Genomic DNA, 17,589 nt, shown 5'->3' on the forward strand with positions numbered 1-17,589 from the left:
AAGCTGGGATCTCGTGGTGCCGGTCCCGCCCAACCACCGCAATTCCCCGGCTTTCGCTGGCGTGACGGAAATCGGCTCAGCTCAGCGCGTGTGCGACCATCTCGTCGGCGATTCGCCCGACCCGCGCCGCATCGGGAAAGCCTTCCGCGATCCACCGCGTCTCGACCTGCCGGAGCATCGCCGCGACGTCGGGGCCTTTGCGCAGGCCACGTTCAACCAGCGCGCCACCGGAGAACGGGAAGGCGGGGGGCGTCCAGTCCTTGATCGCGGAGACGTCTTCGCCCGCAACAAGAAGGCGATCGACGGCACCCGCCACGCCGGCGCGATAGGCGAGCGCCTGCGGGCCCTCGGTGCCGGGCCCAGCGGTGGCCGCGATCAGGCGCTTGCGATCGGTATTGGAGAGCTTCAGCCGCGCGCCGACGGCTTCCGCGGCTACAGGCGCGATCGTCATGGCGAGGCGGCGGATCGGGTCCGGCGCGATGCCCGCCGCGCTTTCCCGCTCCGCGAGGCGCGCCAGGCGCGCTGCACCCGCGGCATCGATCTCGGGGAGGACGGCGCGGAAGATGCCGCGGTTCACCATCAACGTCACGACCGGCACTGCGTTGGCGGCGACCAGCAGCTTCAGCGCTTCGCTGGCGACGCGTTCGCGGGAGAGCGCCATCAGGTCGTTGGCCCGCACGACGCAGGCGTCGAGGCCCGCGTCGTCAATCGTGCTGCCGAAGCGCGCGTGGAACCGGAAGAAGCGGAGGATGCGTAAGTGATCCTCGGCGATCCGCTGCAACGGGTCGCCGATGAAGCGCACGCGCCGCGCCGAAAGATCGTCGAGGCCGCCGAAATAATCGAAGATCTCGCCCGTCGCCGGATCGGCGTAGAGCGCGTTCATCGTGAAGTCGCGCCGCGCCGCGTCCTCGCGCCAGTCGTCGGTGTACGCGATGATCGCGTGGCGGCCGTCGGTCGTGACGTCGCGACGCAGCGTCGTCACCTCGACAGGACCGCCGGCGGTGACCGCAGTGATCGTGCCATGCGCGAGGCCGGTCGGCACGGCCTTGATCCGCGCATCCTGCAGGCGCTCGATCACCTCCTGCGGAGGCAGGCGCGTGGCGATATCGACATCGGCGACCTCGATCCCGAGCAGCGTGTCGCGGACCGCGCCGCCGACGAACCGCGATTCGCCCTCGGCGGCACCAAGGACCGTCGCCAGCGCTTCGAGACCCTCACGATTACGCCACGCGGCGCCCGGGAGTATCAAGACCACCGCAATCGGCGCGCGAGGTTGACGATCATCGCGGCGGTCGCACCCCAGATACGGCGGTCGTTCCACATGATCTCGTAATAATGCCGGTCATGGCCCTGCCATTCGAGCGTCGCCTCGACATGGTTCGCCTCGTCGAGCAGGAACGCGAGCGGGACTTCGAAAACGCTGGCAACCTCTGCCTCGCTGGGCGTGAAGACCAGGTCGGGGGGGATGATGCCGATCACCGGCGTCACCTGGAAACCGGTGACGGTGCGATAGCTGTCCGCCTCGCCGATCACCGTGACCTGGCCGCGCGGGAGTGCGATCTCTTCCTCGGCTTCGCGCAGCGCGGCGGTGAGCACGTCCTCGCCGGGATCGATCCGGCCACCGGGAAACGCGATCTGGCCGGGATGACGGCTCATCGTGTCGGTACGTTGCGTCAGGATCACGCCGGGATCGGCACGATCGGTCACCGCGATCAGGACCGCGGCGGGAAGCAGCGTGTCGGTCGGCGAGAGCTCGCTGTCATGCTGGTCGCCGGTGAGCAGGATCATCTGCGCGCCGGTACCCTTTGCCAGCGCCGCGGCCAGCCGTTCGGCCAGCGTCATGCGGCAGGCTCCAGTGCGAAGAACGCGCCGTCGCTCCAGATTCCGGGCGGCGTGTCGCCACCCGCGATCGCGCGTTCGGCGAGTTCGTAATAGACCGCGCGAGACACCAGCGCCTCCATGCCGCCGCGCACCTCGAGATAGGGGCGGGGGCCGCCGTCGCCCTCTGCTGCATCCTCGACGAAGCGCAGGGCATGCTCGGGCCCTGCGGTGACCAGATCGCCGGTGTTCAGCCTGAACGCGAGCTTCGACTCGCGGCCGGTGCCTTCGGCCTTCATCTCGACCGCGACGAACGGCGCATCATCGACGACGATATCGAGCTTTTCGACCGGCGTGACGAGCACGTGGCTGCCGTCAGGCTCGCGGCGGAGGATCGTCGAGAACAGCCGGACCATCGCCGGGCGGCCGATCGGCGAACCTTGATGATACCAGGTGCCGTCGCGCGCGATCCGCATCTCGCTGTCGCCGCAGTGCGTCGGGTTCCATTTCTCGACTGGGGGAAGCTTGGCCTCCTCGACGAGCTTGGCGATCTCGGCGAGGCTTAAGGAGGCTATATCGGGGATGGGATCCATGGGCATGGCGGCGGACTAGGCGGGCGGGGGGGCTAGGTAAAGCGGCGGCTTATGCGGATGCGGTGACCGGTATCGTATCGGGCACGCGCGCGCCGAGTATTCCGGTGGTGTCCGGCACTGCGTCGCCGCGGGCAAGCAGCCGATGGCGCTCGACCGGACCGGGAGCATTCCAGTGCGCGGTGCGATCGGCGGTGAAGCCGAAGAAGCGGCCGTAATATTCGGGATCGCCGATCAGCATCAGCGCGCCATCGAGGCCATGTGCGGTCGCCGCATCGAGCGCCTGCGTCATCAACCGGCGGCCGATCCCGTCACGCTGGTGCGTCGGCTCGACCGCGACCGGGCCGAGCATGACCAGCGGGGTTTCACCCTCGTCCTGGATCAGCGCGATCGGCCAGCATTGGATCGAACCGACCAGGGCACCATCCTCGATCGCCGCGAAGCTGAGCGCGGCGATCGGCGTGCCATCGCCGCGGATCGTGTAGGCAGTGCGCTGAAACCGCTCCGGCCCGAACGCACGATCGAGCAGCGACTCGACGATTGCCGGTTCGATGCTGTCGAGGGGGACGAGAGTGATCACGGCATCTCCTGCCCCGGATGCGCCAAGCGGCGGCGCATGGCGATGGGGGCAGCGCGCTTTAACTTCGGTGCGGCTGAACGCAAGGATAACCGGCGAGAGAGGAGGTTGCTTTAAGGCGAAGCTACTCCGGGTGATCGAGGCTGGCCGTCACGATCCTCCCCCGCAAGGGGGAGGTGGCTGGCGTTTGCCAGACGGAGGGGGAGGAAAGCGATTACCGCCGTTCCGTGTCCTCCCCCTCCGTCACCTTCGGCGAGACCTCCCCCTGGCGGGGGAGGATTGCGTAAGTTGCTGGCCAGCGCGCCTCACGTCGAAGACCCGACTTTCATCTCGGCGTGCGTCTGCTAGAGGCGCGACGATGGAAGACAGTCTTCAACTCGAAGTCCACGATCTCGAAGTGCAGGTCCTGACCGGCATCTATTCGGAGGAGACGCACCTGCCGCAACCGTTGCGGATCTCGCTGACCGTGGACATGGTCTGCCCCCGGCATTTCGCGCCCGACACGCCGCTCTCGGCGTCGAAGAATTATCTCGACCTGAAGAACGCGGCGACGACCGCGCTGCCGCCGGGCGTGCACTTCACGCTGATCGAGGGCGTGGCGGATCATATCTGCGAGACGCTGTTCCTGCAGGATGCGCGGGTGATGCGCGTGCAGGTCAAGATCGTGAAGCTGGCGATCGCCGAGGCGGACGAGGCGATCGGCGTGACGCTCGTTCGCCATCGTCGCTGACGGCATGCGACTGATGCTCGAGCCGGGCGAGGACATCGCCGCGCTGGTGCGCGGCGCGATCGGCGAGTCGCGGGTGGTGGTGATCCCGGCGACGCTGGATGCGCTGGCGATGGCGCAGGCGAAGGCGGCGATGGAGCCACTCGCGGTGGAATTAGCGCCCGCGACTCGGGTGAATGCGGTGGTCTTGGCGGAGCATGCCGATCCCGCTGACGTGGATGCGGCGGTTGCGTTCCTCGAACAGGCGCGGTCGACCACCGGGCAATTGATCGAGATACGCTGACCCGCTGTCGTCACCAGAGAACCAGACCGTCATTCCCGCGGAGGCGGGAACCCATATGGGCGAAGCTCGCGATTGGATTGCCGACCCTTGAGCATCTGGGTCCCCGCCTCCGCGGGGATGACGAATAGCTGCATGATCGAAAGGCGCCGGAGCTTCGACGCCCGGCAACCTCCCTACACCTTCCGCGTCCGGCCGCATGGCCCCAGCGCGGCTAGCACATAGGCATAATCCTCACGCGCAATCGTCGCGTCGGCGGCCTCCAGCGAGCCGGTGCTCCGATCGGGCAGCGCCGGCGGCAGCGCGCACGCCATCCGGTACCACAGCAACGTCTCAGGGGCGGGGGGAGCCGCCGATTCGTCGACGATCTCGCTTAGCGCGACCGCCCAGCGCGGCTGCTCGCCCGGTCGTCGCAGCACCGACAGCGATACCGGCCGCTGGTCCGCGGTGGTCAGGAAGATCTGCGTCTCGCCTTCGCCGGGCAGCGCACCCGCAACGTGGAAGGCATTGCCAATCCCGGTGATGACCGGCGGCGCATCGCTCGCCAGCGCATCCTTGGCAATCTTCCGCGCACGTTCATCCGCAGTCGGACTCCAGTCGATCTGCGCATCGGGCGCAACGAGCTGGACCTGGTTGACCGCACCCGGCACCGGCCGCGCGAAGATCAGCACGCGCGCCTTCTTGAACTTCGGCACGCGCCCCGCCGAATCGGGGGCGACATCGAGCAGGTAGCCGATTCGCGGTGGCAGCCCATCGGCGCCCCGGATCAACGCGGTAACGTCGACCTCGACATATAGTCTGACAAACCCGGGCGCGAGATTCGGCGCCTCGGCAGGCTTGATTTTTTCGGTCGAACGCACCGTCGCATCAGCGATGACCGGGGCCGACAGCACGAGGTCGGCAATGTCGGCATAGCAGTTCCCACCCGCCGCATCCTGTTGCGGCGCACCATTCGAAACCGGCGTCTTAGCGAGAGAAACCTGCGGTGGTTCGGGCGCTTGCCCGGCGCAGGCGGGGAGCGCGACGAGCGCGATCGACAGGGCCGAAGCCGTAACGTGAAACAGTGGATTCATGTCGCCAGGCTACGCGACCCAAGCTGAACGATACAGAAATAATTCTGCCATCGTGCGGTTGTACGTTTGTTGCGTCTGACAAAGCGTTTGCGTGTCGCATGACGTGGCGATAGGACTTAGGCACTGCCCCGTGGTTATTCCGGCCAACGGCAGACGTATGTGTCGCGTACCCAGTGCGGACACGTTCGTACGGAGCAGGCAGATTAAGGGAGTGTCGTTGCTGAATGGCCTATGTTGACCAGAAGATGTCCGGAGGCAAAATCGTCGCGATCGTTATCGTCGCGCTGATTCATGCGGCCTTGGGCTATGCTTTCGTCACCGGCCTCGCGTACCAGTACGTGAAAAAGGCCCAAGAAAAGCTTAATACGTTCGACGTGGAGCCGCCACCGCCGCCGCCTCCACCCGACGAGCCCCCGCCGCCGCCGCCTGACCAGCCAAACCTGCCGCCGCCACCGACTACGGTCGTGACGCCGCCGCCGGTGATCGTGACGCCGCAGCCTGCGCCTGCGATCACCACCTCGACGATCATCCCTCGGTTCCAGCCGACGGCTCCGCCAGCGCCTCCCGCGCCGCCGGCTCCGCCAGCCCCGCCGGCACCTCCAGTCGTCAGCAAGGCGGCCGGTGCAAAGGGTGATCCTGCACAGTGGGTGTCGACGGACGATTATCCGCCGAGTTCGCTGCGCGCCGAGGAAGAAGGCACCGTCGGGATCGCCTGGGACATCAATACCCAGGGTCGCGTCGAGAATTGCCGCGTGACATCGTCGAGCGGATCGTCCGCGCTGGATCGAGCCGCTTGCGCCGCGATCACACGGCGTGGTCGGTATTCGCCGGCAATGGACACGGCGGGCAACCCGATCCGGTCGAGCTCTTCGCGTCGCGTGACGTGGAAGATCCCGCCCCAGTAATCGGTGCCATCACCGCTGCAGTTTTCGTTTCAGACATAGACCTAATAGTCAGAGGACTAACCGATCATGATCACCACCATTCTGGCAGCGGCCGCGCCCGCCGCAGCTGACGCCAACCCGTACGGCCTGCAAGCCGCACTCCGCGAAGGCGGCCTGATCTCGCAGACCGTGTTCGGCATCCTCGTGCTGATGTCGGTCGTGTCGTTCTACATCCTGTTCTCGAAGCTGTTCGAGCAGCAGAAGATCATCGGCCAGGGCAAGCGCGTCCGTCAGGCCTTCTGGTCGTCGAACAGCCTTCGCGAAGGTTCGGCCAAGCTCGACAAGAACTCGGCCTACAAGCAGATCGTCGACGACGGCCTGGCCGCTCAGGAGCAGCATTCGAAGCTGACCGATCCGGTCGAGGCGCATGACTGGCTGCACGGTTCGCTGGCGCGTTCGGAAGCCGCGATCAACTCGAAGCTGGGTGGCGGTCTCGCCTTCCTCGCGACGGTCGGTTCGGTTTCGCCGTTCATCGGTCTGTTCGGTACGGTTATCGGCATCTACCGCGCGCTCGTGAAGATCGGCGCATCGGGCCAGGCATCGATCGACAAGGTCGCAGGGCCGGTCGGTGAAGCACTGATCATGACCGCCCTCGGTCTTGTCGTCGCCGTTCCGGCCGTGCTGTCGTACAACTGGCTGCAGCGTCGCAACAAGTCGATCGCAGAGGACCTGTCGGCCTTCTCGAACGACGTGCTCGGCTTCCTGGCTTCGAACGGCGCTGTGCGTCCGTCGATCGCAACGGCTGCAAAGCCGGTTGCGGCCAAGCCTGCCACGACGACCACGACTGCCGGCCAGACCGGTGGCGTACCGCGCGCCAACTAAGACGCGAAAAGGCGGGGCTGCTGTCTGCAGCGGCCCCGCTTCATTGCTGCCGGCGGTTCCGGTGGCGATTAAATGGATAGGATAGTTCGCACATGGCGATGAGTGTTGGTGGCGATTCCACCGAGAGTTCGATATCGGACATCAATACGACGCCGCTGGTCGACGTCATGCTCGTGCTCCTGATCATCTTCCTGGTGACGACGACCGTCGCGGTCCAGGCAGTGCAGCTGAAGCTCCCGGAGGTTCGTTTCGATCCGACGATGACCAAGCCAGAGAACGTCTCGCTGTCGGTCACGACCAATGGCGACGGCAGCTGTGCGGTGTATTGGGGCATGAGCCCGGTCACCTCGACCGAGCTGCTCGATCGCGCGGTCGCCAAGCTGAAGGCTGAGATCGATCGCCAGGGTGGCGCGAACGCCGCCGATCTGGAATTGCCCGAGGCGCATATCCGCGGCGACGTGAATACGCCGTACAAGTGCATCGGCGGCACGATCTATACGATGCAGCGCGCCGGCTTCGCCCGCGTCGGCTTCATCTCCGAGCCGCCCCCCGGCGGCACCACCGAACGCTGATGCCGGACGCTGATGGTCGCTCGGACGAAATTAGGAGTAGTATAGAATGGCAATGAGCGGCGGCAAAGAAGATGGCTCGCCGATGATGGAAATGAACATGACGCCGTTGATCGACGTCCTGCTCGTTCTCCTCATCATGTTCATCATCACGATCCCCATCCAGACGCACGCGGTGAAGGTCGACCTTCCGGTCAACAGCCCGAACCAGCCGCAGAACCCGGTCAATCCCGAGAAGAACAAGATCTCGATCGATCCCGCCGGTGTTATCGCGTGGAATGGTTCGCCGGTCGACGAAGTCACGCTGCGCCAGTATCTGGATCAGTCCGCTGGCATGACGCCGGAGCCCGAACTCCACTTCCAGCCTGATCCGCAGGCGCGCTACGAAGTGGTCGATCGCACGCTGGCCGTCATCAAGCGGTCCGCGATCACCAAGCTCGGCTTCATCGGCAACGAGCAGTATCGCAACGACTTCTAAGTCGCCCTGCATACGGTATCGAGCGTCTAATGGGCGGTCCTTCGGGGCCGCCCTTTTTCGTTGGCGGGGGGCTTGGAGCACAGGCGGAGCGCGCGGCTTGCACGATCGTCATCGAAGTGACACACTGATGTCATAAAAATGAAACCTTCCGCCACGCGAAGTCAGTGGAGATGAGCGATGCGCAAGACCGTCCTGTTCGTTCTCGCAACCCTCGGCACGGCAATGCCTGCTTTGGCGGCACCCTCCGTAACCGTGGACCGAACCGGCTACACCGCGATCGCGGCGGGTGATCTCTCCACGGCTGAACAGCGCATCGTCGCCGAGCGGAAAATCTTCCCGCAACGCCCCGAACTCATGCTGAACCTGGCGTCGGTCTATCATCGTACGGGCCGCGAATCGGAGGCACGGGCGCTGTATGCCGCGGTGCTGGAGCGGCCCGCCGTGGCGATGGACCTGCCATCAGGTGCGATCGTGTCGTCGCACGATCTGGCAAGCCGTGCGCTTGGTCAACAATCACGACAGATCGCGACTCGCTGAACGCTTGATCGCGGAAGGTATCGGGTGGGGTGCGCGCGCCTCCTTGTTCTCCCGCGAAGGCGGGAGCCCAGGCTGGGTCCCCGCCTTTGCAGGGACACAAGGGAGGTCGGCGTTCGGTCCTGGCTGTGCGGCGGGAAGACCTGATCTGGCCGTGCCGGGCACGATCATAACAGCACCACCCCGGCGGAGGCCGGGGCCCAATTGGGGGACGTTGCCAACTGAGCGGTGAATGCCGTTACCGCGGCCTTTCCACTTGGGCCCCGGCCTTCGCCGGGGTGGTCTAGGATAGGGCGGATGCAGCCCGCGACAGGGACTTTAAATGTTCGAGACAGGGCTCCAGGTAAGGCGCACCGGGTCACGTGGAAGCAAAGAACCGGTCCCGCGAGCGACGGCGGCGTTCAACCCTCCGCAACCCCACCCGTCTCCCGCCAACCCTAAAGCCGCGGCAGCGTCACCCCGCGTTGCCCCATATATTTCCCCGCACGGTCCGCATAGCTCACCTCGCACGGCTCGTTCCCCTTGAGGAACAGGAACTGGCACGCGCCCTCGTTCGCGTAGATCTTGGCGGGCAGCGGCGTGGTGTTGGAGAATTCCAGCGTCACATGGCCCTCCCATTCGGGCTCCAGCGGCGTCACGTTGACGATGATCCCGCAGCGCGCATAGGTCGACTTGCCGAGGCAAATCACCAGTACGTCGCGCGGCACGCGGAAATACTCGACGGTGCGGGCCAGCGCGAAGCTGTTCGGCGGGATGATGCACACGTCGGTCTTGCGGTCGACGAAGCTGTTCGCCGCGAAGTCCTTCGGGTCGACGATCGCGCTGTCGACGTTGGTGAAGATCTTGAACTCGTCGGCAACGCGCGCGTCGTAGCCATAGGACGACAGCCCGTACGAGATGCAGCCATCGCGGCGCTGCGCCTCATGGAATGGCTCGATCATCGCGTCGCCCAGCGCGCGCTCGCGGATCCAGCGGTCGGACATCACGGACATGGCAGCTCCCTTTTCGCCGCCGCTTTCGCCCGGATGGCGTGCGGCGGCAAGAGCGCGCTCGTGCATCCGCAGAATTTGCCGTTGCAGGGACGCCACGGGATCGTCATGGGCGCGTCATGGAAGTGACATGAAGAGTATGCGGCGAATCCTGTCGAGCACGGTGGCGAATCACCACGGGCCTTCCTGCACGATCGGCGACGGCGTGGTCCTCACACGCGGGACGAGACACCGTCGGCTGTACGTGATGATGGCACTCGCCGGATCGGTTGTCCTGTGCGGCCCCGCGGAAGCGCAGACCATGCAGGATCTCCAGCGCCAGATCGACGAATTGAAGGCGACGATCGCCGAACTCAAGGCCGCCCAGGGTGGCGCGGGGCAGAGCGGACCGATGCCGCTGGCCGCTGCTCCAGCCGTCTCTCCGACTAGGATTGCGACGGCGCAGCCGACCGCACAGCCCGTCATACCGGTACCGACGACCCAGTTGGCCGCGTCGCCGGTCGCACCCAAGCGGGCGTGGTACGACCGTATCAAGGTGCGCGGCTACACGCAGATGCGCTTCAACGAGATCGTGTCGGGCGATCGCACCGCGCCCGATGGCCAGTCGCGGCTACGGTCGGTGCATGACGGCAGCGTCGGCGACAACAGCAACTTCTCGCTCCGCCGTGTCCGCCTCGTCCTGCAGGGCGATCTGAGCGATCATGTCTCGTTCTACCTGCAACCCGATTTTGCGACCAACGTCAGCAACCAGTCGGGCGGCGAACGGCGCGAGGGCTTTGGCCAGCTTCGCGACGCCTATGTCGACACGTTCATCGGCGACGATCACCGGTTTCGCCTGCGCTTTGGCCAGTCGAAGGTGCCGTTCGGGTGGGAAAACCTGCAATCCTCGTCGAACCGCCTGACGCTGGATCGCAGCGACGGCATCAACAGCGCCATTCCCAGCGAGCGCGATCTGGGCATCAACGCCTATTATACTCCGCCGGAGGTGCAGCGCGTCTGGGATCGGCTCGAGCATGACGGCCAGAAGCTGTTCGGCAATTACGGCGCGTTCGGGCTCGGCGTCTACAATGGCCAGGGGACCAATCGGCCCGAGACAAACGACGGCGTGATGACCGTGGCGATGGTGACGTGGCCGTTCGCGCTCGACGGCCTTGGCGGCGCGTTCGAGGGCCAGGTGCTGGAGGTCGGCGCGGCGGCGATCCGCAATCGCGTGCAGCCCGAACTGCGGACCGGCGGGGTCAGCGATACGGCGTTCGCCGACGAGCGGTTCGGCGTGCACGCGATCCTGTATCCGCAGCCGATCGGGTTCCAGGCGGAATGGAATTGGGGGCGGGGCCCTGAATATGATGCGACGTCCCAGTCGATCGAGACCAAGCGACTCAACGGCGGCTACATCCAGACGATGGGCCGCGTGAAGACGTCGCCGCTGGGGCCATTCATGCCGTATGCGCGCTGGCAATATTATCGCGGCGGGTGGAAGGCACTGCCCAACGCCCCGCGACTCGAGACCGACGAGTTCGAACTAGGCATCGAATTCCAGCCGACCCCGCCGATCGAGCTGACGATCGCCTATGCACGGATGGAACGACGCGAGGCGGACGAACGACGCGACGGTCGTGCGGACGGCAACCTGATCCGTACGCAGTTGCAGTGGAATTACTGAGGACAGGTTCGATCTGGCGCGGCTGAGCTCGGAACCAGTCGGGGGCTATCCCTTTCGAACAAGGAAGCTTTGTTTCCCCGCGAAGGCGGGGATCCAGACTGGGCTCCCGCCTTCGCGGGAGAACAAAGGCGCCGCACGACCGCCGATTTATGTATGTTTCAAGGGGATAGGCACCGAACCAGTCCGGGGTGCCGAGGCGTCAGCTGATCCCCAGATCCGCCGGCCCGAATGCTTCCGGCAGCAGTTCCGACACGGTGTAGGTCCGGATCGCGTCGCCCTCCGCAGCGCCGCAATGCACCGGGAGGTCGCGTCCGCCCATCTGTGCGGCTTCGTTGATGACCTGGCGACAGCGACCGCACGGGCTGACCGGCGATGTGCCGGTCGCGCGGCCCTCGGCGTCCATCGCGCCGCCGATCACGCCGATCGCGACGATATCGCGGAGCCGCCCTGCCGCGCTGGCGGTGGCGATGGCGACCGTCTCGGCACACAGCGACAGGCCGTAGCTGGCGTTCTCGAAGTTCGCGCCGGTGATCACCGTGCCGTCGTCGAGCAGCACCGCAGCACCGACCGCAAACCGCGAATACGGCGCGTGGGCGTTGCGCGAGGCGTCGCGCGCTGCGGCGACGAGTTGGATTGCGTGTTCAGTCATTATGCCACTACGTCCCAGTTTACCGGTCCCTCGATCCCGTCGATGCGACGGAAATCACTCGCCCGCCACATCCGCCACGGTCGCGCGGTGTAATCCGGCTTGAGGATATTCTCCACCGCCCATAGCGGCCGCGGCACGGCGTCCGACAGCGTGTATCGCGAATCCACGGCCTTGCTGATCCGTAGCATCACCGGCTGCCGGGTATGCGTTTCGACCATCGTCACGAACTGTGCGATGTCGGCGATCAGCGTCGCGCGGTCCGGTCGCGCGGTGCAGTCGTCGTGGAAGGCGATGTCGACCGCGGTCGGCAACGCGTCCGAGGTCCGCGGCACGAAGGTGTTGAACGCGTTCGCCTGTTCGTCGGCGCGTTGGCACAGCGAATAGATATGGACCGCGCCGCGACGCAGGCCGGCGTCGGGCAACGCTGCCCAATTCGCCTCGAAGCCCGGATCGCGGCGGTCGGTACCCGAGGTAGCGACGATATAGGCGAAATCGGCACCACGCGCGCGAACCGTGCCCCATTCGACCGGACCGGGGTTCTCGGCAAGATCAATGCCCTGGAGCGGGTATTGCTTGACGTCGGGGTGCCAGCCGGTCGCGGCGGTCCAGCCGCAGATGCCGACGAAGCCGGTTGCGGCGAGCGCAGCCGCGAATTTCAGAAGTGCGTGGGCCATGGGTCTTCTAGTTGCGGATGTGGAGAACGCAGATCAGCGTGAACAGCCGTCGCGCGGTGTCGAAATCGACCTCGATCTTGCCGTCGAGGCGCTCCTTGAGCAGCTCGGCGGCCTCGTTGTGGACGCCGCGGCGGGCCATGTCGACCGTCTCGATCTGCGCCGGGGAGGATTGCCGGATCGCCTGGTAATAGCTGTCGCAGATCGCAAAATAATCGCGGATCGGCCGGCGGAAGCGCCCGAGCGCGAGCACCAGAGTCTCCAGATGCGTTTCGTCCTCGCGGTGGATATGGATGCCCAGGCGTCCTTCCTCCGACTGGAGCTTGATCTTGTACGGCCCTGCGTAACCATCGGCATAGGCACGCTGCGGGGCAAAATGATTGTCTTCGATCAGGTCGAAGATCGCGATCCGGCGTTCCTGCTCGACGTCGGGCGAGCGCCAGCCGAGACTGGTCTCGTCGAGTTGCACGTCGATGATCCGCGGGTCGGCCATACCGGTTCGATAGCGGCGCGCATTCGCCCTGTCACTTATCCCCAGCATTCCGGCGCGAGCAGCTTGGACGAGGACCGATGCATCGCGTAGGTGAAGAGGATGGCAACTCTCGCATTCCCCGTTCCTGCTGTCCCCGAACCCCAGCAGCTTCCCCGCAACGTCGAGGCCGAGGCCGCGATGCTCGGCGCGATGATGATCGACAACCGGCTCGCGGACGATCTGGTCGACAAGCTCGAGCCCGGGCATTTCTTCGAGCCCGTCCACGGGCGCATCTTCGCGGCGATCAAGACGCTGCGCGGCAACGACATGCTGGTGACGCCGGTGACGCTACGGCCGATGTTCGACGCGGACGAGGGCATGCGCGAGCTCGGTGGGCCGGCGTATCTCGCAGGCCTGACCGGCAGCGGCGCGGGGCTGATCGGTGCGCGCCAGTTCGCCCAGCAGATCTATGACCTTGCCATGCTCCGCGCGCTCGTGTCGGTCGGCCGGACGCTCGTCGATCGCGCGATGGACACCTCCGAAGAGGTCAACCCACGCGCGCAGATTGAGCTAGCCGAAGAAGAACTGTTCAAGGTCGCGGCGGATGGCGGCTCCGAAAACACCGTGAAGTCGTTCGCGCAGGCGACGACCGCAGCGGTCAAGATGGCCGAGCGCGCGCTGAACTCGGGCGGCAATCTGTCGGGCGTCACGACCGGTATCGATTCGATCAACGCCAAGATCGGCGGCATGCATCACAGCGATCTCATGATCCTCGCCGGCCGTCCGGGCATGGGCAAGACGTCGCTCGCGACCAACATCGCGTTCAATGCGGCGCGGCGCTGGATGCGCGACATGGCCGACGGGATCGCGCCGAAGGATTCGGTCGGCGCCAAGGTCGCGTTCTTCTCGCTGGAGATGTCCGCGGATCAGCTCGCGACGCGTATCCTTGCCGAGCAGTCGCAGATCAGTTCCGAATCGCTTCGCATGGGTAAGATCAGCCGGACCGAGTTCGCGCAGCTTGCCGCCGCCGCGGCCGAGCTGGAGAATCTGCCGCTGTTCATCGACGACACCGGCGGTCTCTCGATCGGCGCGCTGCATACGCGCGTCCGCCGGTTGCAGCGTCGGCACAACAACGAGATCGGGTTGGTGGTGGTCGACTATCTCCAGCTGCTCTCGGGGTCGGGTAAGAGCAAGGACGGCAACCGCGTCCAGGAAATCTCCGAGATTTCGCGCGGGCTGAAGACCTTGGCGAAGGACCTCAACGTCCCGGTGCTCGCGCTGTCGCAGCTGTCGCGTGCGGTGGAGTCACGCGAGGACAAGACGCCGATGCTGTCGGATCTTCGCGAGTCCGGCTCGATCGAGCAGGACGCCGACATGGTCTGGTTCGTGTACCGCGAGGATTATTACGTCGCGTCGAAGGAGCCCAAGCGGCCGGCGGAAGGGGATAGCTCGAAGATCTTCGAGGACCATGCGTCGTGGGCGGCTGAGATGGAGCGCGTCTACGGCCTGGCGGAACTGATCATCGCGAAACAGCGACACGGCGCGACGGGCAAGGTGCGGATGAAGTTCGATCCGACGATTACGAAGTTCTCGGATCTCGCCGAGTATTGAGATTGTCTAATCCCTCGCCCCTTCGGGGAGAGGGAAGGGGCCCGCGGCCTTTGCCGTGGGAAGGGAGAGGGGAGTGAGGCTCGGGACCTGGATCCCAACTCCCCTCTCCCTTCCGTCGCCTACGGCTCCTCCCTCCCTCTCCCCGGAGGGGCGAGGGAAAGCAGTCAGATCATCGGGTCGTAGTCGGTGGGGGCGTGGATGCCGCATTCGACCTTGTCGAAACTGCGCCAGCGGCCTGCGCGCGGATCTTCGCCGGGCGCGACCTTGGTCGTGCACGGCGCACAGCCGATCGACAGATACCCCTGCGCCTCCAGCGGATGCCGCGGCAGTTCGTGCTCGGCGAAATAGGCGTCGAGCTTGGCCTTGTCCCAATCCGCCAGCGGGTTGATCTTCAGGCGGCCCTCGTCCTCCTCGAACCGGGGGAGCGCGGTACGGGTGCCCGACTGGAAGCCCTTCCGCCCCGAAATCCACGCATCGAACGGGGCAAGAGCCCGCCGTAAAGGCTCGACTTTCCGCAGGTCGCAGCAGCCATCGGGATCGTAGGACCAGCGCAGACCCGTCTTGTCCTTGATCGCGAGCAAACGCGGATCGGGACGGAAAACGCGGAGATCGGTAAAGCCCAGCTTCTCCGCCAGCTCGTCGCGGTACGCCAGAGTTTCGCCGAACATCTTCTGCGTATTCGTAAACACGACCGGCACATCGACATCGACCTGCGCGACCATGTGCAGCAGCACCGCAGACTCCGCGCCGAACGACGACACCGCCGCGATCCGGCCGCGCAACTCGCCGACCAGCAGTTCGCGCAGCATGTCCTGTGCGGAGACGCCCTCGAACCGCTCCTGCATTGCCATCGCGTCGGTGCGCGTGAACGCCGGCGTGACGTCGATCATGTCGAGTTGGCGCGCGGGCTCACCCATGGCGCAGCTTCCACACCGGCACCGCACCGTCCGCAGCCTTCTGGTACGGCGTATCGTAGCGCTCAAGGCTCGCGCGCAGCACGTCGATATCGATCGGCGCCTGCGGTGCGAAGCTGTCGAACCCGCACCGTCGCATGAGGGGGATCTGGTCGACCAGCACGTCGCCCTGCGCGCGGAGTTCGCCGGTATAGCCCGCCTCGCGCAAAATCCGCGCGGACGAATAGCCACGCCCGTCGCGGTAGCCGGGAAAGCTGACCTCGATCAGCGCAAGTTGGTCGATCTGCGGCAACAGCGCGCGCGCGTCGTCGCCCGCCTCAAGGCGAACCGCCGCCGCATTGCTCTGGCCGATGAACGAATCGAGCGTCACCGCGGGCTCGTCATGCGGCTCGTCGTCGCGGAAGCGGAGCAATGTCTGGTCCGGATACTCAACCATAGATCGCCTCCTTGAACGTCTCAAAGCCGACGCGGCGGTAGGTGTCGAGGAAGCGCTCGCCAGGGTCGCGGACCTGCAGATAGCGGTCGGTGACGCGCTCGATCGCGTCGACCACGCCGTCCTCCGAGAAACCGGGGCCGGTGATCTTCGCGAGGCTCACGTCCTCAGCGCCCGAGCCGCCGAGCGAGAGCTGGTAATTCTCGGTGCCCTTCTTGTCGACGCCGAGGATGCCGATGTGACCGGCATGGTGGTGCCCGCACGCGTTGATGCAGCCGCTGATCTTGAGCTTCAATTCGCCCAGGTCGCGCTGGCGATCGAGGCTGCCGAACCGCGTTGCGATCTTCTGTGCGAGCGGGATCGAGCGTGCATTGGCGAGGCTGCAATAATCGAGACCGGGGCAGGCGATGATGTCGCTGATCAGGTCGAGATTGGCTTCGGCGAGCCCGGCGTCGTTCAGCGCCGACCACACCGCATGCAGGTCGGCGATCCGGACGTGCGGCAGGACGATGTTCTGCGCATGCGTGACGCGCAGTTCGTCGAAGCTGTAGCGCGTGCCGAGGTCGGCCATCACGTCGATCTGGTCCGCCGACGCATCGCCGGGAATACCGCCGATCGGCTTCAGGCTGATGTTGACGATCGCATAGCCCGGCTGCTTGTGCGCCTTGACGTTCTGATCGAGCCAGACCGCGAAGTCGGGATCGCTGCGGTCGAGGTCGGTCGAGGCGCTTAGGTCGAAATCGGGCGCGCCGAAGTGGCTGGTGATACGCTCCAGTTCGGCCCGCGGCGGGTCGAGACCGAGGCCCTTCACCGCGGCGAATTCCTCCTCGACCTGACGGCGATATTCGTCGGGGCCGATCTCGTGGAGCAGGATCTTGATCCGCGCCTTGTAGATGTTGTCGCGCCGGCCATAGCGATTGTAGACGCGGAGGCACGCCTCGAGATAGCTCATCAGGTCGTCGGCGGGGACGAAGTCGCGGATCTCGTGGCTGATCATCGGCGTGCGGCCCATGCCTCCACCGACATAGATCTTCGCGCCGAGTTCGCCGTCGCGGACATGCAGCCCGATGCCGATGTCGTGTAGCCGCATCGCCGCGCGATCCTCGTCCGCCGCGATCACGCAGATCTTGAATTTCCGCGGCAGGAACGTGAACTCGGGGTGGAACGTCGACCATTGGCGGATCAGCTCGGCCCAGGGGCGCGGATCGGCGACTTCGTCCGCGGCGGCGCCGGCGAACTGGTCGGAGCTGATGTTGCGGATGCAATTGCCGCTGGTCTGGATGGCGTGCATCTCGACCGTCGCCAGTTCCTGGAGGATGTCCGGGGTCTGGTCGAGCTGGATCCAGTTGAACTGGATGTTCTGGCGCGTGGTGAAGTGGCCGTAGCCGCGATCGTACTTCCGCGCGATGTGCCCGAGCATGCGCATCTGGCGGCCGTCGAGCGTCCCGTACGGCACCGCGACGCGCAGCATATACGCGTGCAACTGGAGGTACAGGCCGTTCATCAGCCGCAGCGGCTTGAACTGGTCCTCGGTCAGCTCGCCCGAGAGGCGGCGGCGGACCTGATCGCGGAATTCGTCGACGCGCTGGTCGACGATCGCCTGGTCGTATTCGTCGTATTTATACATGCGGGGTTCCGGAGAAGTTTTGGTTCACGCGAAGGCGCGATGGCGCGAAGAGACTTAAAAGAAGGGTTTGCGCGCAGAGGCGCAGAGGCGCGGAGGAGAAGTGCTCGGGGATAGCTTCCGCGTAAGCGGCAAGACGCTTTCTCAGGCT

At 65.6% G+C, this 17,589-nt stretch carries 21 protein-coding genes; 9 read left to right on the top strand and 12 right to left on the bottom strand.

The annotated features are described in order from the left end of the window. Positions 1–76: 76 nt before the first annotated feature. Genes VH567_RS15025 through VH567_RS15040 form a run of 4 tightly spaced genes read right to left on the bottom strand, consistent with a single transcriptional unit; the run spans position 77 to position 2,988 of the window. A complete protein-coding gene (locus VH567_RS15025; RefSeq protein WP_423327058.1) occupies positions 77–1,255 on the bottom strand; it encodes a CCA tRNA nucleotidyltransferase in 1,179 nt (392 codons plus the stop codon). After that, the gene (locus VH567_RS15030; RefSeq protein ID WP_423327059.1) at positions 1,246–1,842 is read right to left on the bottom strand and encodes a CoA pyrophosphatase; all 597 of its coding nucleotides are present in this window, start codon (positions 1,840–1,842) and stop codon (positions 1,246–1,248) included. Before VH567_RS15030 ends, VH567_RS15025 begins: the two co-directional genes overlap by 10 nt. Continuing rightward, the gene (locus VH567_RS15035) at positions 1,839–2,417 is read right to left on the bottom strand and encodes a DUF1285 domain-containing protein (RefSeq protein WP_423327060.1); all 579 of its coding nucleotides are present in this window, start codon (positions 2,415–2,417) and stop codon (positions 1,839–1,841) included. Before VH567_RS15035 ends, VH567_RS15030 begins: the two co-directional genes overlap by 4 nt. 43 nt (positions 2,418–2,460) lie before the next feature. Further along, complete coding sequence (locus VH567_RS15040; protein WP_423327061.1) at positions 2,461–2,988, bottom strand: GNAT family N-acetyltransferase; 528 nt, start codon at positions 2,986–2,988, stop codon at positions 2,461–2,463. A gap of 355 nt (positions 2,989–3,343) precedes the next feature. Here VH567_RS15040 and VH567_RS15045 point away from each other — a divergent pair, with 355 nt between their 5' ends. Both VH567_RS15045 and VH567_RS15050 read left to right on the top strand, forming a co-directional pair. Beyond that, entirely contained in the window at positions 3,344–3,715 is a 372-nt protein-coding gene (locus VH567_RS15045) for a dihydroneopterin aldolase (protein WP_423327062.1), read from the top strand. 4 nt (positions 3,716–3,719) lie between these two features. Further along, entirely contained in the window at positions 3,720–3,995 is a 276-nt protein-coding gene (locus VH567_RS15050) for a Rossmann fold domain-containing protein (RefSeq protein WP_423327063.1), read from the top strand. A 173-nt stretch (positions 3,996–4,168) separates the two neighbouring features. Here the strand turns inward: VH567_RS15050 and VH567_RS15055 are convergent, their stop codons facing one another. Next, positions 4,169–5,065 (bottom strand): hypothetical protein, encoded by an 897-nt coding sequence (locus tag VH567_RS15055; RefSeq protein WP_423327064.1) that lies wholly within the window; start codon positions 5,063–5,065, stop codon positions 4,169–4,171. A 224-nt stretch (positions 5,066–5,289) separates the two neighbouring features. On the opposite strand from VH567_RS15055, the gene VH567_RS15060 reads away from it, so the two are divergent. From VH567_RS15060 to VH567_RS15080, 5 genes are all read left to right on the top strand, one after another. Beyond that, positions 5,290–5,970, top strand: a complete 681-nt coding sequence (locus tag VH567_RS15060) for an energy transducer TonB (protein WP_423327065.1) — start codon at positions 5,290–5,292, stop codon at positions 5,968–5,970. Between the two features lie 66 nt (positions 5,971–6,036). Beyond that, on the top strand, positions 6,037–6,831 hold the full coding sequence (locus VH567_RS15065) for a MotA/TolQ/ExbB proton channel family protein (protein WP_423327066.1): 795 nt from the start codon (positions 6,037–6,039) through the stop codon (positions 6,829–6,831). 92 nt (positions 6,832–6,923) lie between these two features. Then, positions 6,924–7,403, top strand: coding sequence for an ExbD/TolR family protein (locus VH567_RS15070; protein WP_423327067.1), 480 nt, complete (start codon positions 6,924–6,926; stop codon positions 7,401–7,403). A gap of 46 nt (positions 7,404–7,449) precedes the next feature. Beyond that, positions 7,450–7,878, top strand: coding sequence for an ExbD/TolR family protein (locus VH567_RS15075; RefSeq protein ID WP_423327068.1), 429 nt, complete (start codon positions 7,450–7,452; stop codon positions 7,876–7,878). A 177-nt stretch (positions 7,879–8,055) separates the two neighbouring features. Further along, a complete protein-coding gene (locus VH567_RS15080; protein WP_423327069.1) occupies positions 8,056–8,415 on the top strand; it encodes a tetratricopeptide repeat protein in 360 nt (119 codons plus the stop codon). A gap of 434 nt (positions 8,416–8,849) precedes the next feature. On the opposite strand, the gene dcd is transcribed toward VH567_RS15080, so the two are convergent. Beyond that, entirely contained in the window at positions 8,850–9,404 is a 555-nt protein-coding gene (gene dcd, locus VH567_RS15085; RefSeq protein ID WP_055878967.1) for a dCTP deaminase, read from the bottom strand. Between the two features lie 247 nt (positions 9,405–9,651). Between dcd and VH567_RS15090 the strand changes: the two genes are divergently transcribed. Continuing rightward, entirely contained in the window at positions 9,652–11,064 is a 1,413-nt protein-coding gene (locus VH567_RS15090; protein WP_423327128.1) for a porin, read from the top strand. A 199-nt stretch (positions 11,065–11,263) separates the two neighbouring features. On the opposite strand, the gene VH567_RS15095 is transcribed toward VH567_RS15090, so the two are convergent. Genes VH567_RS15095 through VH567_RS15105 form a run of 3 tightly spaced genes read right to left on the bottom strand, consistent with a single transcriptional unit; the run spans position 11,264 to position 12,877 of the window. Continuing rightward, positions 11,264–11,713 carry a cytidine deaminase gene (locus VH567_RS15095; RefSeq protein ID WP_423327070.1) on the bottom strand — a complete coding sequence of 150 codons (450 nt, stop codon included), beginning with the start codon at positions 11,711–11,713 and terminating at the stop codon, positions 11,264–11,266. Next, entirely contained in the window at positions 11,713–12,387 is a 675-nt protein-coding gene (locus VH567_RS15100) for a glycoside hydrolase family 25 protein (protein WP_423327071.1), read from the bottom strand. The genes VH567_RS15095 and VH567_RS15100 overlap by 1 nt, the downstream gene beginning before the upstream one ends. A 7-nt stretch (positions 12,388–12,394) precedes the next feature. Then, positions 12,395–12,877 carry a UPF0262 family protein gene (locus VH567_RS15105; RefSeq protein WP_423327072.1) on the bottom strand — a complete coding sequence of 161 codons (483 nt, stop codon included), beginning with the start codon at positions 12,875–12,877 and terminating at the stop codon, positions 12,395–12,397. Positions 12,878–12,976: 99 nt separating this feature from the next. On the opposite strand from VH567_RS15105, the gene VH567_RS15110 reads away from it, so the two are divergent. Beyond that, positions 12,977–14,467 (top strand): replicative DNA helicase, encoded by a 1,491-nt coding sequence (locus VH567_RS15110; RefSeq protein WP_056050676.1) that lies wholly within the window; start codon positions 12,977–12,979, stop codon positions 14,465–14,467. Positions 14,468–14,631: 164 nt separating this feature from the next. Here the strand turns inward: VH567_RS15110 and VH567_RS15115 are convergent, their stop codons facing one another. Genes VH567_RS15115 through VH567_RS15125 form a run of 3 tightly spaced genes read right to left on the bottom strand, consistent with a single transcriptional unit; the run spans position 14,632 to position 17,441 of the window. Then, positions 14,632–15,384: a phosphoadenylyl-sulfate reductase gene (locus VH567_RS15115; protein WP_423327073.1), complete on the bottom strand. Its 753-nt coding sequence runs from the start codon at positions 15,382–15,384 to the stop codon at positions 14,632–14,634. Then, positions 15,377–15,817, bottom strand: coding sequence for a DUF934 domain-containing protein (locus tag VH567_RS15120; RefSeq protein WP_056050673.1), 441 nt, complete (start codon positions 15,815–15,817; stop codon positions 15,377–15,379). Before VH567_RS15120 ends, VH567_RS15115 begins: the two co-directional genes overlap by 8 nt. Then, complete coding sequence (locus VH567_RS15125) at positions 15,810–17,441, bottom strand: nitrite/sulfite reductase (protein ID WP_423327074.1); 1,632 nt, start codon at positions 17,439–17,441, stop codon at positions 15,810–15,812. Before VH567_RS15125 ends, VH567_RS15120 begins: the two co-directional genes overlap by 8 nt. Positions 17,442–17,589 lie beyond the last annotated feature (148 nt).

This window comes from Sphingomonas sp. 4RDLI-65, from assembly GCF_049472435.1.
GTDB lineage: Bacteria > Pseudomonadota > Alphaproteobacteria > Sphingomonadales > Sphingomonadaceae > Sphingomonas.

Bases quoted from the DNA above. Each gene is read 5' to 3' on its own strand.
- VH567_RS15030 (WP_423327059.1), bottom strand. From the start codon at position 1,842: ATGACGCTGGCCGAACGGCTGGCCGCGGCGCTGGCAAAGGGTACCGGC.
- VH567_RS15035 (WP_423327060.1), bottom strand. From the start codon at position 2,417: ATGCCCATGGATCCCATCCCCGATATAGCCTCCTTAAGCCTCGCCGAG.
- VH567_RS15045 (WP_423327062.1), top strand. From the start codon at position 3,344: ATGGAAGACAGTCTTCAACTCGAAGTCCACGATCTCGAAGTGCAGGTC.
- VH567_RS15050 (WP_423327063.1), top strand. From the start codon at position 3,720: ATGCGACTGATGCTCGAGCCGGGCGAGGACATCGCCGCGCTGGTGCGC.
- VH567_RS15055 (WP_423327064.1), bottom strand. From the start codon at position 5,065: ATGAATCCACTGTTTCACGTTACGGCTTCGGCCCTGTCGATCGCGCTC.
- VH567_RS15060 (WP_423327065.1), top strand. From the start codon at position 5,290: ATGGCCTATGTTGACCAGAAGATGTCCGGAGGCAAAATCGTCGCGATC.
- VH567_RS15065 (WP_423327066.1), top strand. From the start codon at position 6,037: ATGATCACCACCATTCTGGCAGCGGCCGCGCCCGCCGCAGCTGACGCC.
- VH567_RS15070 (WP_423327067.1), top strand. From the start codon at position 6,924: ATGGCGATGAGTGTTGGTGGCGATTCCACCGAGAGTTCGATATCGGAC.
- VH567_RS15075 (WP_423327068.1), top strand. From the start codon at position 7,450: ATGGCAATGAGCGGCGGCAAAGAAGATGGCTCGCCGATGATGGAAATG.
- VH567_RS15080 (WP_423327069.1), top strand. From the start codon at position 8,056: ATGCGCAAGACCGTCCTGTTCGTTCTCGCAACCCTCGGCACGGCAATG.
- dcd (WP_055878967.1), bottom strand. From the start codon at position 9,404: ATGTCCGTGATGTCCGACCGCTGGATCCGCGAGCGCGCGCTGGGCGAC.
- VH567_RS15090 (WP_423327128.1), top strand. From the start codon at position 9,652: ATGGCACTCGCCGGATCGGTTGTCCTGTGCGGCCCCGCGGAAGCGCAG.
- VH567_RS15095 (WP_423327070.1), bottom strand. From the start codon at position 11,713: ATGACTGAACACGCAATCCAACTCGTCGCCGCAGCGCGCGACGCCTCG.
- VH567_RS15100 (WP_423327071.1), bottom strand. From the start codon at position 12,387: ATGGCCCACGCACTTCTGAAATTCGCGGCTGCGCTCGCCGCAACCGGC.
- VH567_RS15105 (WP_423327072.1), bottom strand. From the start codon at position 12,877: ATGGCCGACCCGCGGATCATCGACGTGCAACTCGACGAGACCAGTCTC.
- VH567_RS15110 (WP_056050676.1), top strand. From the start codon at position 12,977: ATGGCAACTCTCGCATTCCCCGTTCCTGCTGTCCCCGAACCCCAGCAG.
- VH567_RS15115 (WP_423327073.1), bottom strand. From the start codon at position 15,384: ATGGGTGAGCCCGCGCGCCAACTCGACATGATCGACGTCACGCCGGCG.
- VH567_RS15120 (WP_056050673.1), bottom strand. From the start codon at position 15,817: ATGGTTGAGTATCCGGACCAGACATTGCTCCGCTTCCGCGACGACGAG.
- VH567_RS15125 (WP_423327074.1), bottom strand. From the start codon at position 17,441: ATGTATAAATACGACGAATACGACCAGGCGATCGTCGACCAGCGCGTC.